Origin of the sequence: Nocardia sp. FDAARGOS_372 (genome assembly GCF_002554515.1) — a bacterium.
Classification (GTDB): Bacteria; Actinomycetota; Actinomycetes; order Mycobacteriales; family Mycobacteriaceae; genus Nocardia; species Nocardia farcinica.
On the sequence record NZ_PDDW01000001.1, the window covers coordinates 1247528 to 1261793 of the forward strand.

Genomic DNA, 14266 nt, shown 5'->3' on the forward strand with positions numbered 1-14266 from the left:
TCTCCTCGATAGCGTGGCCGGCGTTCCGCGGTCCCGAGTGGTGACGCCCCCCGTCCGGCCGTTCCGGCAACCATAGCGCTATCGGTTCAGTCGGGGAGCAGCGGCACCGAAAGTCCCTCGCCGCTGGTGATCAGCGCGGCCCGGGTGACCGCGGCCGACCCGAAGCGGCGGCGCAGTTCGTCGAGCGTGCGGTCGAGGGTGCCGGTGGGGCGCGGTTCCAGGGGCAGCGTGAGTTGCAGCGGGTCGGCGTCGACGAGGTTGGTGAGCGAGAGGCCGATCAGGGTGAGGCCGCGCTGCTGGATCATCGGGGTCGCGGCGTCGAGCAGCAGCCGGGCCGCGCGCAGCACGGTGGCGGTGTCGTCGGTGGGTTCGGGCAGGGTGTGCGAGCGGGTCGCGCGGGTGAAATCGTCGAAACGCATGCGCAGCACCACCGTTCGGCACAGGCGGTCCGCCGCGCGCAGCCGCCTGCCGAGCCGGTCGACCAGCCCGTGCAGGTACGCCGCCACCTCCTCGGGCGTGCGGTGCCGCCGCCCGAGCGCGCGTTGGGCGCCGAGGGAACGGCGTCGCCGCCCGGTCTCCACCCGGCGCGGGTCGCGTGCCATCGCCAGCGCCGACAGGTGCCGGGCCGCCGCCGGACCCAGGAACCCGCGCAGCCCGCTCTCGCCGAGTTCGGCGAGCTGGGCGATCCGGGTGATGCCGTGCTCGTGCAGTGTCCGCGCGGTGACGTCGCCGACGCCCCAGAGCCGCTCGACGGGCAGCGGATGCAGGAACTCGAGCTCGCGCTCCGGCTCCACCAGCCGCAGTCCGTCCGGCTTGGCGACCGCGCTGGCCACCTTCGCCAGGAACTTGGTACGCGCGATGCCCACCGAGATCGGCAGGCCGACCTCGTCGCGCACCCGGGCCCGCAGCCGCCGGGCGATCTCGATCGGCTCGCCCGCGATCCGCCGCAGCCCGGCCACGTAGAGGAACGCCTCGTCGATCGAGATGCCCTCGACCACCGGGGTGGTGTCGCGGAAGACCTCGAAGACGGCCTTGCTCGCCGCCGCGTAGGCGCTCATCCGCGGCGGCACCACCACCGCCTGCGGGCACAGCCGCAGCGCCCGCGCACCGTTCATCGGCGTGCGCACCCCGAACGCCTTCGCCTCGTACGAGGCCGCCAGTACCACCCCGCCGCCGACGATGACCGGCCTGCCGCGCAGGCTCGGATCGTCGCGCTGCTCGACCGAGGCGTAGAAGGAGTCGAGGTCGGCGTGCAGGATCGAGGCATCGGCCCTGGCTTCGATGCGCGGGCGGGGTGCCCGGGTCGGTTCGGCCCCGGCGTCCCCGATGCCGCCGCGCCCGCGAACGGTGGGCGAGGGGGGTTCGAGGTGGCTCTCCGACACGAACACATGTTCGCATGCGGGGGTGACAAACTGCGGGGGACGAGGCGGGGCACTCCTCGGCGGTCAGGAATTCTCGTCGAGCCGGATCCCGTCGTCCGCGCGGAACGCCGCCGCCGCGCGGTGGAGTTCGGCGGCGACGGCGGCGAACAGCGGCTGGTCGGCGCTGCCGCGACGATAGGCGATACGGGTTCGCCTGCCGACCGGCAGGGCGGCCAGCCGCACACCGGCCGGTAGGTGGTCCACGCCGAGGTGGGGAACGAGGGCCACACCGGCCCCCGCGGCGACGAGCCGGAGCACCGTGGCGAAGTCGTCGATGTGGTGGGCGACCCGCGGTTCGAAGCCGTGCGCTCGGCAGGTGCGCACGGCCATGCTGTGGCAGAGGGTGCCCGGATTGGCGAGTATCCACCGCGACTCCGCGTGGTCGCCGAGGGTGATCTCGCGGTCCGGGTTCCAGCTCGCGGGACAGGCGAGATGCACGGCCTCCGCGAGCAACGGCTCCAGATCGAGGCCCGCGCCGAGCGCGGAGGGCACGTTGTCGTACTCGTGGACCAGGGCGAGATCGAGCCGACCGCCGCGCAGCAGGTTCGGCACTTCGGCGGGGTCGACCTCGGTGATGTCGACGGCGAGGTCCGGCGCGGAGCGGGCGAGCGCGGCGAGGGCGGGCAGCACGAGGGTGGGCAGGGCGGTGGTGAACGCGCCGAGCCGGACGGTGCCCGCGAGGACGCTGTCGTGCCGGGCGAGGGCGGCGCGCGCCCGTTCCATGTCGGCGAGCAGGGTCTCGGCGTGTTCGACGAGCAGGCGCCCGGCGGGGGTGAGCTCGACGCGCCGCCCCGTCCGGATCAGCAACGGACGTCCCGCTTCCCGTTCCAGAGCGGTGAGCTGCTGCGACACCGCGGAGGGGGTGTAGGAGAGCGCGTCGGCGACCGCGGCGATCGTGCCGCGATGGGCGAGTTCACGGAGCAGTCGCAGCCTGCGCAGATCGAGCATCAGTTCAGCTTACGGAAAGGCTCATGAAACCTAACTGGTGCTTCATCTCGCTGCGGGTGAGGGTGGAGGCATGTCGTTTCGACCATCCGGAATCTTCGTCCCCCTGGTGACCCCGTTCGACGAGCACGGCGCGGTCGCCGCCGCCGAGCTGGCGCGCCTCGCCCACACGGTGCTCGACGAGGGTGCGGCGGGTCTCGTCGCGCTGGGCACGACCGCCGAACCGGCGACCTTGTCGGCGGCCGAGCGGGTTCGGGTGCTGCGGGTCTGCGGCGAGGTGTGCCGGGCCCGTGGTGTTCCGCTGATCGCGGCCGTGGGCTCCAACGACACCGTCGCGACGGTGCGGGCGATCGAGCAGACCGTCGCCCGGACCGACGTCGCGGCGGTGCTGACGGTGGTGCCGTACTACGTGCGGCCCTCCGAAGCCGGCGTGGTCGCGCATTTCGAGTACGTCGCCGAACGCAGCCCGGTGCCGGTGCTCGTCTACAACGTCCCCTATCGCACCGCGCAGACCGTGGGATACGAGGCGATGCTCGAGCTGGCCCGGGCAACCAGGGATCGTCGGGGTGAAGCAGGCGGTGGGCGCGGTGGACACCGACACCGCGCGACTCATCGCGCACGCCCCGGCCACCTTCTCCGTGCTGGCGGGTGAGGACACGCTGGTCTCGCCGCTGCTGGCGATGGGCGCGCGCGGCGGGATCCTGGCGACCGCGAACGTGTGTGCGCGCGAGTTGGTCGAGCTGCGCCGGCGCTGGCTGGACGGGACGCCCGACCGGGCGCGCGAGCTGGCCGATCGCCTGGTCGAGCCCGCCCGGCTGCTGCTGTCGGAGCCCAATCCGACCGTGATCAAAGCGGTGCTGCACGCGCGCGGGCTGCTGTCGACGCCGCGGGTGCGCCTGCCGCTGCTGACCGCCGCGCCGTCCCCGGCGGTGCTGGCCGCGGTGCGGGCGCTGCGGGCGGAGTACCCGGGCGCGGTGGTCACGGCCGGTCGCTGACGGCCGGGGTCACCGGCGGGGCGCGGAACCCAGGAGGCGGTCGAGGGCGTGGTCGACGAGTGCGGTGGCGCGGTCGGGGGTGTGGTAGCCGGCCAGGGTGGATTGGGTGAGGCCGACGAGGATGCCGGTGAGGAGTTCGGCGTCGGCTTCGGTGTCGGTATCGCTGCCGCGGGCACGGCGCAGGTGGCCGGCGAAGGTCTGGGCGAGCAGTCGGGGTGCTTCGAGGGTTTCGCCGGGGATGGTGGGCGAGCCGGTGAGCCGGGCGGTCTGGTAGGCGGACAGGACGAGGGCTTCCGCGCGGCGGGTCTCGTCGAGGGGGAGCAGGGCGAGGGCGGTGGCGCGCATGGCCGCGCGGGGGTCGGGGTCGGGACCGAGCGCTTCGACGTGGCGGATGAAGCGGACGGCCATGTCGTCCAGCACGGCTTTCAGGGTGCCGAGCAGGAAGTCGTTCTTGGTGCCGAAGTAGTACTGCACCAGGCGGACCGAGATGCCCGCCTCGGCGGCGACGGCCTGGAAGGTGGCGGCCGCCAGTCCGCCACGCACGATCACCCGCCGGGCGGCGTCGGTGATCTGGCGTCGTCGTTCGTCGTGATCCACCAGTCGCGGCACGATGTCGTCCCTTCGTCCTCCGAAACCGCTTATGGTACGCGGATATCATCCAAGTGCTACGCTCGTCGGTGCTGCCGCGCATCCTGTGGTTCGTTCATAGCCACGAACATGTCACCGGGTAGGCCGGATCTGTCGCCCACGGCCGGTAGCCTCCAGCCGGTCCGGTGATGAGGAGGAGCGGGTGCGGGTCACGTGGGAGCAGGTGTTCGCCTGGCGGCTGCGCAGGCAGTTCGTGTCCGGGGCGGGCGCGCGGTCGGCCGTCGAGGTGGCCGAGCGGTTGGTCGGGGTGCAGGCGCAGGTGGCCTCCTCGGCCGAGTTGGCGGTGGCGTTGCGCAGTGCGGAGCCGAGCACGGGCGCGGTCGCGCGGGCGCTGGCGGCGGGGACGCTGGTGAAGACCTGGGCGATGCGCGGCACGCTGCACGCGATGACGCCCGCGACCGCGGCGACCGTGCTGCCGCTCATCGCGGCCGCGCGCACGTGGGAGAAACCGTCCTGGCAGAAGGCCTTCGGCGCCTCGCCCGCAGACGTGGCGGCCTTGGCCGAGGCCGTCGGTGACGTGCTCGCCGACGCCGCGCTCACCCGCGCCGAACTGGTGGACGCGCTGCTCGCCGACGCGCGGTTCCACCGGCTCGGTACCGAGCTGAGTTCCGGGTGGGGCGCGCTGCTCAAACCGCTGGCCTGGCAGGGTGTGCTCTGCCACGGGCCGGCCGAGGGCAACCGGGTGACATTCACCAGTCCCCGCCGCGCCGTTCCCGGCTGGACCGGCCCGCTCGCGCCCGAGGAAGCCGCGCCGCGCGCGATCGCGGCCTACCTCGGCGCCTACGGCCCGGCGACACCGGAGACGTTCGACGCGTGGCTCACCCGCACCAGCCACCGCAAGACCGTGGTGCGGTCCTGGTTCGCCGACATGGGCGCGGCGTTGGTAACCGTGGACGTCGACGGCACGCCCGGCGCGCTGCTCGCCGAACACGCCGACGACCTCGCCGCGGCCGAACCGAGCGCCGAGGTCCACCTGCTCGGCCCGTTCGACCAGTACGTTCTCGGCCCCGGCACCGCCGCCACGGAACTGCTGCCCAAGGCACATCGCGCGCAGGTCAGCCGGACGGCCGGCTGGATCGCGCCGTTGGTCGTCGTCGGCGGACGTATCGCGGGCACCTGGGAATTCACCGACGACGAGGTGGCCGTGTCGATGTTCGACGACGCCCCGCTCCCGAAACACCTGGACGCCGCGCTCGACCGCGTGGCGACCGCGACGGGTCGGGCGGCGTTGCGCGTCCGGCCGGTGTGAAGCCCACCCTGGGACGGCAGCCCGCACCGGGTGCCCGCGTGGCAGCACCCACCGTGTCGCCTCATGGCCGACCTCGGACGGCGCGACCCGGTAGGCTGCGGCGATGAGGGAAGGCCCGGTGACGACACTCATCGATACGGTCGCGTGGGTGCACATCGTGCGGGGACGCATCCTGTGCGCGCGTCCGCGCGGCAAGGACGTCTTCTTCATTCCCGGCGGGAAACGCGAAGGCGCCGAATCGGATCTGGACACGTTGCTGCGGGAGATCCGCGAGGAACTGACCGTCGCGCTGATCGCAGGGACCGTCGCGGCGGTGGGCGTCTACGAAGCGGGCGCGCACGCACCGGGCGACGACGTGCTCGTCCGGATGGCCTGCTACACCGCCGAATACCGCGGCACCCTCGCCGCCAGCAGCGAGATCGACGAGCTGGCCTGGTTCGGGTACGCCGACCGGCCGCGGGTACCGCCGGTGGATCGACTGCTGTTCGACGACCTGCACGCCGCCGGTCTGCTGGAGTGAACGGGGACGGTATGCGCCGGGGCCCACGGACGACAGCGGCGACACTCGCGCGCTGGTCGGGATACGGGCTGGCGGCGCTGCCGTTGGCGTTCGCACCGGTGAGTGTCCGGCTGCGGGTGCCGCGGCGCTGGCTGCGCAGCCCGGTCCGGCTCGAGCGGCCCGGCCCGCTGCGGGTGCTCGCGCATTCGGTTCTCAGCGGCGGCTCGGGCCTGGTCGGCTGGTTCCTGGCCCTCCTCGCCCTCGTCGCGCTCACCCGCGGGCTGGCCTACCCGGTGCTCACCGGCGACGACCACGCGAACTCCTGGGGCGGCCCGACCCTGGCGGGCGCCTGGGCGGTGCACGCGGTCCTGGGCGTGGCACTGCTGCCGGTCTGGCTCCTGGCGATCGCCGGGCTCGGCGCCGTGCAGTGGCGGCTGGCGCAGCGACTGCTCGGGCGCACCGGCCCGCCGTGGGCGATTCCGCTGTCCATCGCGCTCGCCGCCGCAGGCGCGCTGCTGTTCATCGCCTGGACCCGCCAGCTCTGAACCGGGAATCGGTCTGCGCGCGGCGCGGTTTCCCTCCGAGACGACCCGCACCCGCGCGGTCGCGCCCGGAAGGACCAGCATGCACTTCGCCGTCAGCTACAGCAGTGCCCATTTCGGCACCGACCCCGACCGTCTCGTCGCCTATGCCCGGCACGCGGAATCCTGCGGTTTCGACGGGCTGTATCTGCCCGAACACCTGGTCCTCGGCCCCGGGATCGAACTGCACGGTGCCGAGGTGGCACCCACCCTGCCGTTCCTCGACCCGCTCGACACCCTGGCCTACGTCGCCGCCGCGACCGAGCGGCTGCTGCTGGGCACCGGGGTGCTGTTGCTGCCGTACCGGCATCCGGTGGTTCTGGCCAAGCAGCTGGCGACGATCGACGTGCTGTCCAAGGGCCGGATGCGCTTGCTGACGGTCGGATTGGGGACGGTGCCGCGCGAGGCGGCCGCCACCGGGGTGGACTTCCGTGCCCGCGGCCGTCGCGCCGACGAGGCGATCGACGTGCTGCGCCTGCTGTGGTCCGGTGACCAGGACGGGGTGAGTTTCCACGGCGAGTTCTTCGACCTCGACCGCGTGGTCCAGTATCCGACGCCGGTGCGCCCGCTGCCGATTCACATCGGTGGCTCCAGCGAGGCCGCCGCGCGCCGGGCCGGGTTGCGCGGGGACGGCTACTTCGCCGGGGGAGCGTTGATGCCCTGGGATCGCGCGGCGCAATGGGAACTCGCCCGCGCCACGGCGGCGGCGGCCGGGCGCGACCCGGACGCTCTCGAATACACCCGCTGGAGCGGCATCGACATGACTCCCGAGCGGCTCGACGCCTTCGTCGCGCAGGGCGTCACCCGGGTGGTCGTGAGCGCGACGGCGGCCGACCCGGCCGAACAACTCGATCAGCTGTCCGCTTTCGCCGAACGGTTCGGTCTCGGCCCACACTGACCGGACGGTCGGGCCGACCCACCGAGCCGGGCCGCCGGTGCCCGGCATCCGCGTCCGTGGGCGGGGATGCCGAGCCGGCTCAGGTGGCGACGGCCGCGCGGCCCGCCAGCTCGATCAGATGCTGGACGAGGGTGAGCAGCACGTTCTTCACCGAATCGCGGCTGCGCGCATCGCACAGCAGCACGGGCGTCTCCGGATCGAGGTCCAGCGCGTCGCGCACCTCGTCCACGGTGTAGCGCGGTGCGCCGTCGAAGCAGTTGACGCCGATGATGAACGGCAGCCCGCGCCGCTCGAAGAAATCGACCGCGGCGAAGGAATTGCTGAGGCGCCGGGTATCGGCCAGCACCACCGCGCCGAGCGCGCCCCGGGACAATTCGTCCCACAGGAACCAGAATCGGTCCTGGCCCGGTGTGCCGAACAGATACAGCACGAGATCACGGTCGATGGTGATGCGACCGAAATCGAGCGCCACCGTGGTGGTTTCCTTGGATTCGACGCCGGACAGGTCGTCGACGCCGGTACTGACCTCGGTGATGAGTTCCTCGGTGCGTAGTGGCGTGATCTCGCTGATCGCCGACACCATGGTGGTCTTACCGACCCCGAAGCCGCCCGCGATGAGAATCTTGACCGAGGCGGCCAAGCGCTGGGATCCGCTGGGATCGACCCGTGCGGGGTCATAGTTTTCTGATGCCATCCAATACCGCTCGCAATACGTTGAGACCGCCGGGACCTGTTTCCAGTTGCACCGGAGCCCGGAAGATCAGGTGTCCCTCGCCGATCAGGTCGCCGACGAGAATCTTTGTCACCGCAACGGGAAGTTGCAAGTGGGCGGCTACCTCGGCCACCGATTTCGGCTGCGCGCAGAGCGCGGTGATGATCCCGTATTCGGGCTCCGGCCTGCGCAGAGTCGGCGCCGCGGTGGTGGTGACGACCACCGTCAGCATGTCCAGATCGTGGGCGGCGCCCATCGTGCGGCCGCGGATCAGCGCGTACGGACGGACCACGGGCCCGGCCGCCTCGTCGAACCACGGCTCGCCCCCGCGCGTCATGACAAACGGGCGGGGGTGGACAGGTAGGAGCCGACACGCTGGACGGTGACGTTCATTTCGTAGGCGACCATGCCGAGGTTGGCGTTCTCGGCGGCCTGCAACGCCAGGCACGCGTTGTCGCCCGCCGAGGTGACGAACAGCACCGCGCGGTCCAGCTCGATCACCGCCTGGCGCACCCCGCCGCCGTCGAATCGGCTGCCCGCGCTGCGCGCCAGCCCGTACAGGGTCGACGACATCGCGGCGAAATGCTCGGCGTCGTCGCGCTCGATCGCCTTCGATCGGCCGAGCAGCAATCCGTCGGTGGACAACACCACCGCGTGGCTCACACCGGCCAGCCGGTCGACCAGGTCATCGAGCAGCCAGTCGAGATCACCGGATTTGGCAGTGCTCACTGTTCGCCTTCCTGTCCATCGGCGAGCCGCTCGCGGCGGCCCTGCCGGGTTCCATTCTCTATGGCCGACATCAGATCGCGGGCCTGTTCGGGGGAACGTTCGCGGTCGGGCGCGGCCGGGGCGGGTGTGGCCGGCGACTCGGCGGCTCGCGGGGCCTGGCGCCGACGCCGGGGCAGCTGGGGGCGGCCGTCGGGGGTGAACGCGGCCGCGGGTGCCCGCACGGGGGCGGGCGGGGCCAGGGTCGCCACCGCGGTGTCGGCGCGGTCCCCGGCAGGCTCGTCGGGGACGGCCGAATACCGTTGACGCAGTGGATATTCGGCGGGCCGCGGGGCGGGCGGCTCGGCGGCGAGCAACGCGCTGGGGATCAGCACGACCGCCCGGACGCCACCGTAGGGCGATTCCGACAGGCGCACCGAGACACCGTGCCGCACGGCCAGCTGCGCGACGACGAACAGCCCGAGGCGCGAATCGGCGGACAGCCGGGCCACACCGAAGTCGGGCGGCTCACGCAACATCTCGTTGACCCGCGCCAGCTCCTCCTCGGACATGCCCATGCCCTGGTCGCTGACCTCGACCACGACGCCGCGGCCGACGACGGCGCCGGACAGCTCCACCCGTGACTGCGGTGGGGAGAAGGCGATCGCGTTGTCCACCAGCTCGGCCAGCAGGTGCCCGAGGTCGGCCACCACCGAGCCGAGCACGTGGGTGTCGGGGATGCGGTGCACGTGTACCCGCGCGTAGTCGAGTGTTTCGCCGACGGCGGCGCGCACGAGGTCGAGCAGCGGGATGGGGTGGCGCCACTGCCTGCCGGGCATGCCGCCGCCGAGCACGATGAGGTTCTCGGCGTTGCGGCGTTCCCGGGTGGCGAGGTGGTCGAGCCGGAACAGCGTCTCGAGCAGTTGCGGGTCTTCCTGGCGGGATTCGGCTTCGTCGAGGATCTCCAGCTGGCGGTGCACCACGATCTGGCTGCGGTGGGCGATGTTGAGGAACACCGCCTTGACCCCTTCGCGGGTGCGTGCCTCGTCGACCGCGGCGGTGACGGCGGCGGCGTGGGCGTGCTCGAAGGCGCGCGCCACCTGGCCGATCTCGTCGCGGCCGTAGTCCAGCCGCGGTGTCTCGGCGGCGGGGTCGACGGACTCGCCGGCGCGGAGCCGGCGCAGCATGGCGGGCAGCCGTTCGTCGGCCAGGGCCAGCGTCTCCCCGCGCAACCGCTTGAGCCTGCGGATGATCCGGTTGGCCAGCACCACGGCGATGAGGAACGCGGCGACGCTGACCAGCATCACGCCCATGCCGCCGTAGAGCGAGCCGAGGGCCGAGTCGCCGGAGGTCTCCTCGGCCAAGCGCTGGGTGCGCTTGTTCTGCGCGATCCACAGGTCGAGCAGCCCGCGATTGACCTCGGCGGCGGCGCTCTGCCACTGCTCGGTGTCCATCGGCGGGTCGGCGGTGTCGGCACCGGCGACCCGGCGCAGCACCGCGTTCTCCATGGCGGTGACCTGCTGCCAGGCGGGGGAGCGGGTGAGGGCGGCCGCGGCCTCGCGCTGCTCGTTGTCGATGTCGGCGGCCAGCAGTCCGATCTCGGTGTGGTAGAAGCCGATCTGATACAGCAACTCCTCGACCGGCACCGCGGGCGGGCCGCCGTCGGCGAGCGTGACGGCCAGCGCGTTGGCCTTGGACATGGCCTCCGCCGCGTAGAGCATCCGCATGCCCTCGGTGAGTTCGACGCCGACCTCGGCGCTGGGCGCGGACTGCCGGGTCACCTGGGTGCCGACGGTGACGACGTCGAGCAGGCGGTTGTAGAACGCGTAGGCGTCGGCGGCGGGTACCTGGCGGACGTCGACGCCGGCGCGCAGCCCGCTCAGGTGCTGGCCCAGGGTGGCGAAACCGGCGAGGTCGTCGCCGTAGCGGTCGTCACTGGCGGCGCGCACGTCGCCGGACACCTCGATCAGCTGCCGGAAGGCGCCGTCGAGGCGGACCCGGGCGGCGGTGAGCGCCGGGCCGGTGGTGGGGTCGCCCGCGAGATGGGCGAGGGTGTAGCGGCGCTCCTGCTGGACGGCCTCGATGAGTTCGCGTGCGCTGGGCATGGCCGCCTGTAGCTGCACCGCCCAGTCCCTGGCCTGTCTGCCCTCGTCGACCAGGTATCCCGCGGCGCCGACGCCGATCACCAGCAGGACCAGGCTCGGCACCAGCGCGATCGCCAGGATCCGGCCCCGGACACCGAGCCTCGCTCTGAACATCCGCACAACGTAGTTCAGCGGACTACACCCCTGTCATTCCGGTCTCGTTGAGCGAGACTGCAATTGACAATCGCACGGTGGATGTGCTGTCGGCGCGCCGCCGGGAGGATGCGGTGGCGGTGGACGGCGGCGTAGATTGTGTGTACCCGCGGGTTACTCACAAGTAGGAGGCAAAGATGCCGGCGCCCGAAGCCGCAGTGTTCGCCCGTCTGAGCGCGCTCGCCGCGATCGACGACCCGGGCGACCGCGCCCGCCGCACGATCACCGAGACCTTCACCGGCGCGGTCCTGGGCGAGGTGCCCGTCGGCACCGCCGAGGACGTGCGCGTCGCCTTCGGCAAGGCCGCGACCGCGCAGGCCCGCTGGGCCGCACGCGCCCCACGCGAGCGGGCGACCGTGTTCGACCGGTTCCGCGCCCTGCTCGTCGAGCATCGCGAGCAGCTGATGGACGTCATCCAGGCCGAGACCGGCAAGGCGCGGTGGGCGGCGCAGGAAGAGGTCATGGGCCTGATGTTCGCGGCCCGCTACTTCGCCAGGGTCGCGCCCGCCCTGCTGGCCCCGCACAAGGTGCCCGGCGCCTTCCCGGTGCTGAACCGGGCCGCGGTGTACAGCCAGCCCAAGGGCGTGGTCGGGGTGATCGCGCCGTGGAACTACCCGATGCTGCTCTCGATCGGCGATTCGGTGCCCGCGCTGCTGGCCGGGAACGCCGTCGTGGTCAAGCCCGACAGCCAGACCCCCTATTCCGCCCTCGCGGCCGCCGAACTGCTCTACCGCGCGGGCCTGCCGCGCGACCTGCTCGCCGTCGTCCCCGGCCCGGGCACGGTCGTCGGCACCGCCATCGTGGACTCCTGCGACTACCTGATGTTCACCGGCTCCTCGGCCACCGGCCGCACGCTGGCCGAGCAGTGCGGGCGCAGGCTCATCGGCTTCTCCGCCGAGCTCGGCGGCAAGAACCCGATGATCGTCACCGCGGGCGCGAACCTCGACCGCGCGGCCAAGGCGGCCGTGCGCGCCTGCTTCTCCAACGCCGGTCAGCTCTGCATCTCCATCGAGCGGCTGTATGTGGAGAAGGCGGTGGCCGCGCAGTTCACCGAGAAGTTCGTCGAGGCGGTGCGCGCGGCGAAACTCGGCGCCGCCTACGACTATTCGGCCGACATCGGCAGCCTGATCTCCGAATCCCAGCTGGAGACGGTGTCCAAGCACGTCGCCGACGCCACCTCCAAGGGCGCCCAGGTGCTCGTCGGCGGCAAGGCCAGGCCGGATCTCGGTCCGCTGTTCTTCGAGCCGACCGTGCTCACCGAGGTGACCGACGAGATGGAGTGCGGGCGAGAGGAGACCTTCGGCCCGCTGGTCTCGATCTACCCGGTCGAGGACGCGGCCGAGGCGATCCGGCGCGCCAACGACACCGAGTACGGCCTCAACGCCAGCGTGTGGGCGCAGAGCAAGGCGGCGGGCGAGGAGATCGCCCGGCAACTGCGCGCGGGCACGGTGTGCGTGGACGAGGGCTACGCGCCCGCCTGGGGGACCACCGGCGCGCCGATGGGCGGCATGGGCATCTCGGGTGTCGGGCGCAGGCACGGCCCCGACGGCCTGCTCAAGTTCACCGAACCGCAGACCGTGGTGGTGACGCGGTTCCTCAATCTGGACACCCCGCCGCTGGTCCCGCAGGAGATGTGGCAGAAGTTCCTGATGACCGTGGCCCGGTCGCTGCGGTTCCTGCCCGGCCGCTGACCGGCGCTACTTGTTGAAGAAGATGCCCGCGACGTCGGCGTTCTTGATCGGCGTCTCGGCATTGCGCTGGGCGCCGCACAGCACGTCGACGGCGACCATGGTGACGTCGACGGAGGTGCCCGGCGGCTCGTTCTCCAGGTGATCGCGTTCCTTGACGAACTTGGTGATCGTGGTCCGCTTGGTGTCGGGGTCCTGCGCCACGTATTCGCGGCACGGGGTGTCACCGCCCTTGTTGAGGGCCCGCTCGATATCGGTGCAGCCGCCGAGCACCGCCACCGCGGCCGCCGCCGCCATCATCAGTGCGGTCCTGCCCGCCGTGCCGTTCATCCGCTCCTCCTGGTGCCTCGGTCGAGCGGATGAGCCGCGCGATCCACCTCCCCCGACGGTGAGCCTAGAGGCGCTGCGCGCCGCGGCGGGCGCCGACCCGCGCGCGACGCGCCGAGTGTGAGCAATCGGATCGCGGCGTGTCAGGCGGTGGCGATGCGCAGCGGCACATCCAGTTCCGCGGTGGTGAGCGAACCGTGGTGACCGATCATCGCCGACTCGAGCGGTTCGGCCGCGCTGCGGATCACCCCGCGGGTGCCCGCGGCGGCCACCACCAGATCGCCGATGCGGGCGGCGATCTCGGGCGTGACGAGTGGTCCGAACCAGCCGCGGGCGATCACCTCCTGGCGCGGCAGCACCGCGAAATCCGGCCCGAGGGTCTCCTGCCAGGCCGCGGCGACGTCGGCGGTGGCGCCGTCGACGGTGTAGACGTGGCGTGCTCGCGGCTCGCCGCCGAGCCGGTGCACCCCGTCGCGCAACGGCTCGACGGTGTCGAAATCGATGGTGCCGTCGAGTTCCACCATGCCGTGGTCGGCGGTGACCACCAGGGCGGCGTCGGCGGGCAGGCGGGCGGCGATGGCGGCCGCGATCCGGTCGACGTGCCCGAGTTCGAGCAGCCACGCCTCCGAGGAGGGGCCGCGCACGTGACCGGTGGTGTCCAGATCGCCGTGGTAGGCGTAGACCAGGGAGCGCTCACCCGCCCGCAGCGCGGTGATCGTGCCGTCGACGAGATCGCCGAACGACAGGCCGGGCCGGAACTCGTTGCCGCGCAGCACCGCCCGGGTGAGCCCGGAGTTCGCCTGGTACATGGGCGCCACCTGGGTCACCCGCACTCCGGCGGCGGCCGCGCGCTCGAAGGTCGTCGGCCGGGGCTGGAACTGTTCGGGTACCAGTTCGCGCAGCAGATCGACCTCGGGGCCGCCGCCCTGCAACCGCCAGCGCAGCGGATTCACCAGCCGGTCGTAGCCGGGCACGGTCATCTGGTAGCCGACGATGCCGTGTTCGCCGGGCGGGGCACCGACACCGAGCGAGCTCAGGCTGGTGGCGGTGGTGCTGGGGAAGCCCGTGGTCAGCGGCATCGACGCCAGGCCGGACAGGAACGGCGCGGCCTCGGCGTGTTCGGCGAGCAGCTCGGCGCCGAGTCCGTCGATCAGCAGGACGCAGACGCGGCGGGCCGTGAGGTCGAGGCCGAGGCGATCCTCTTCGCCCGGCACGCCAAGGCAGGCCAGGACCGAGGGCAGGACATCGGCGAGGGAACCCGATCCGTATCGGGGCGCGGCGAACACCTGGCCAGGATGGCA

16 protein-coding genes are annotated in these 14266 nt (G+C 72.4%); 7 read left to right on the forward strand and 9 right to left on the reverse strand.

All coding sequences use genetic code 11. The features are described 5' to 3' along the window. Positions 1 to 86: 86 nt before the first annotated feature. On the reverse strand, positions 87 to 1328 hold the full coding sequence (dinB, locus tag CRM89_RS06310; RefSeq protein WP_098086895.1) for a DNA polymerase IV: 1242 nt from the start codon (positions 1326 to 1328) through the stop codon (positions 87 to 89). Positions 1329 to 1445: 117 nt separating this feature from the next. Next, positions 1446 to 2369 carry a LysR family transcriptional regulator gene (locus tag CRM89_RS06315; RefSeq protein WP_098083468.1) on the reverse strand — a complete coding sequence of 308 codons (924 nt, stop codon included), beginning with the start codon at positions 2367 to 2369 and terminating at the stop codon, positions 1446 to 1448. Between the two features lie 70 nt (positions 2370 to 2439). On the opposite strand from CRM89_RS06315, the gene CRM89_RS31565 reads away from it, so the two are divergent. Then, complete coding sequence (locus CRM89_RS31565) at positions 2440 to 3018, forward strand: dihydrodipicolinate synthase family protein (protein WP_253805080.1); 579 nt, start codon at positions 2440 to 2442, stop codon at positions 3016 to 3018. After that, a complete protein-coding gene (locus CRM89_RS31570) occupies positions 2954 to 3361 on the forward strand; it encodes a dihydrodipicolinate synthase family protein (protein WP_253805081.1) in 408 nt (135 codons plus the stop codon). The genes CRM89_RS31565 and CRM89_RS31570 overlap by 65 nt, the downstream gene beginning before the upstream one ends. 9 nt (positions 3362 to 3370) lie before the next feature. Here CRM89_RS31570 and CRM89_RS06325 read toward each other — a convergent pair whose 3' ends face one another. Next, the gene (locus CRM89_RS06325; RefSeq protein ID WP_098083469.1) at positions 3371 to 3970 is read right to left on the reverse strand and encodes a TetR/AcrR family transcriptional regulator; all 600 of its coding nucleotides are present in this window, start codon (positions 3968 to 3970) and stop codon (positions 3371 to 3373) included. A gap of 181 nt (positions 3971 to 4151) precedes the next feature. Between CRM89_RS06325 and CRM89_RS06330 the strand changes: the two genes are divergently transcribed. The 4 genes from CRM89_RS06330 (at position 4152) to CRM89_RS06345 (ending at position 7236) form a co-directional block, all read left to right on the forward strand. After that, complete coding sequence (locus CRM89_RS06330) at positions 4152 to 5258, forward strand: winged helix DNA-binding domain-containing protein (RefSeq protein ID WP_098083470.1); 1107 nt, start codon at positions 4152 to 4154, stop codon at positions 5256 to 5258. A 103-nt stretch (positions 5259 to 5361) separates the two neighbouring features. Next, positions 5362 to 5778 carry an NUDIX domain-containing protein gene (locus CRM89_RS06335; RefSeq protein ID WP_011209207.1) on the forward strand — a complete coding sequence of 139 codons (417 nt, stop codon included), beginning with the start codon at positions 5362 to 5364 and terminating at the stop codon, positions 5776 to 5778. 11 nt (positions 5779 to 5789) lie between these two features. Further along, positions 5790 to 6302 carry a hypothetical protein gene (locus tag CRM89_RS06340; RefSeq protein WP_060593338.1) on the forward strand — a complete coding sequence of 171 codons (513 nt, stop codon included), beginning with the start codon at positions 5790 to 5792 and terminating at the stop codon, positions 6300 to 6302. Positions 6303 to 6381: 79 nt separating this feature from the next. Further along, a complete protein-coding gene (locus tag CRM89_RS06345) occupies positions 6382 to 7236 on the forward strand; it encodes a TIGR03619 family F420-dependent LLM class oxidoreductase (protein ID WP_098083471.1) in 855 nt (284 codons plus the stop codon). A gap of 79 nt (positions 7237 to 7315) precedes the next feature. Here CRM89_RS06345 and CRM89_RS06350 read toward each other — a convergent pair whose 3' ends face one another. The 4 genes from CRM89_RS06350 to CRM89_RS06365 are packed head-to-tail and all read right to left on the reverse strand — an operon-like array spanning position 7316 to position 10911. Beyond that, complete coding sequence (locus CRM89_RS06350; protein ID WP_011209210.1) at positions 7316 to 7930, reverse strand: ATP/GTP-binding protein; 615 nt, start codon at positions 7928 to 7930, stop codon at positions 7316 to 7318. Further along, positions 7911 to 8285: a DUF742 domain-containing protein gene (locus CRM89_RS06355; RefSeq protein WP_098083472.1), complete on the reverse strand. Its 375-nt coding sequence runs from the start codon at positions 8283 to 8285 to the stop codon at positions 7911 to 7913. Before CRM89_RS06355 ends, CRM89_RS06350 begins: the two co-directional genes overlap by 20 nt. Further along, positions 8282 to 8677 carry a roadblock/LC7 domain-containing protein gene (locus CRM89_RS06360; RefSeq protein ID WP_098083473.1) on the reverse strand — a complete coding sequence of 132 codons (396 nt, stop codon included), beginning with the start codon at positions 8675 to 8677 and terminating at the stop codon, positions 8282 to 8284. The genes CRM89_RS06355 and CRM89_RS06360 overlap by 4 nt, the downstream gene beginning before the upstream one ends. Beyond that, the gene (locus tag CRM89_RS06365; RefSeq protein WP_228786488.1) at positions 8674 to 10911 is read right to left on the reverse strand and encodes a nitrate- and nitrite sensing domain-containing protein; all 2238 of its coding nucleotides are present in this window, start codon (positions 10909 to 10911) and stop codon (positions 8674 to 8676) included. Before CRM89_RS06365 ends, CRM89_RS06360 begins: the two co-directional genes overlap by 4 nt. Positions 10912 to 11087: 176 nt before the next feature. On the opposite strand from CRM89_RS06365, the gene CRM89_RS06370 reads away from it, so the two are divergent. After that, positions 11088 to 12641, forward strand: a complete 1554-nt coding sequence (locus CRM89_RS06370) for a succinic semialdehyde dehydrogenase (protein WP_011209214.1) — start codon at positions 11088 to 11090, stop codon at positions 12639 to 12641. A 6-nt stretch (positions 12642 to 12647) separates the two neighbouring features. Here CRM89_RS06370 and CRM89_RS06375 read toward each other — a convergent pair whose 3' ends face one another. Together CRM89_RS06375 and CRM89_RS06380 are read right to left on the reverse strand one after the other, a co-directional pair. Further along, positions 12648 to 12968 carry a hypothetical protein gene (locus CRM89_RS06375; protein ID WP_060591386.1) on the reverse strand — a complete coding sequence of 107 codons (321 nt, stop codon included), beginning with the start codon at positions 12966 to 12968 and terminating at the stop codon, positions 12648 to 12650. Between the two features lie 140 nt (positions 12969 to 13108). Further along, positions 13109 to 14251: an alkaline phosphatase family protein gene (locus tag CRM89_RS06380; RefSeq protein WP_172964449.1), complete on the reverse strand. Its 1143-nt coding sequence runs from the start codon at positions 14249 to 14251 to the stop codon at positions 13109 to 13111. Positions 14252 to 14266 lie beyond the last annotated feature (15 nt).

Bases quoted from the DNA above. Each gene is read 5' to 3' on its own strand.
- CRM89_RS06315 (WP_098083468.1), bottom strand. From the start codon at position 2,369: ATGCTCGATCTGCGCAGGCTGCGACTGCTCCGTGAACTCGCCCATCGC.
- CRM89_RS31565 (WP_253805080.1), top strand. From the start codon at position 2,440: ATGTCGTTTCGACCATCCGGAATCTTCGTCCCCCTGGTGACCCCGTTC.
- CRM89_RS06335 (WP_011209207.1), top strand. From the start codon at position 5,362: ATGAGGGAAGGCCCGGTGACGACACTCATCGATACGGTCGCGTGGGTG.
- CRM89_RS06340 (WP_060593338.1), top strand. From the start codon at position 5,790: ATGCGCCGGGGCCCACGGACGACAGCGGCGACACTCGCGCGCTGGTCG.
- CRM89_RS06345 (WP_098083471.1), top strand. From the start codon at position 6,382: ATGCACTTCGCCGTCAGCTACAGCAGTGCCCATTTCGGCACCGACCCC.
- CRM89_RS06350 (WP_011209210.1), bottom strand. From the start codon at position 7,930: ATGGCATCAGAAAACTATGACCCCGCACGGGTCGATCCCAGCGGATCC.
- CRM89_RS06355 (WP_098083472.1), bottom strand. From the start codon at position 8,285: ATGACGCGCGGGGGCGAGCCGTGGTTCGACGAGGCGGCCGGGCCCGTG.
- CRM89_RS06365 (WP_228786488.1), bottom strand. From the start codon at position 10,911: ATGTTCAGAGCGAGGCTCGGTGTCCGGGGCCGGATCCTGGCGATCGCG.
- CRM89_RS06370 (WP_011209214.1), top strand. From the start codon at position 11,088: ATGCCGGCGCCCGAAGCCGCAGTGTTCGCCCGTCTGAGCGCGCTCGCC.
- CRM89_RS06375 (WP_060591386.1), bottom strand. From the start codon at position 12,968: ATGAACGGCACGGCGGGCAGGACCGCACTGATGATGGCGGCGGCGGCC.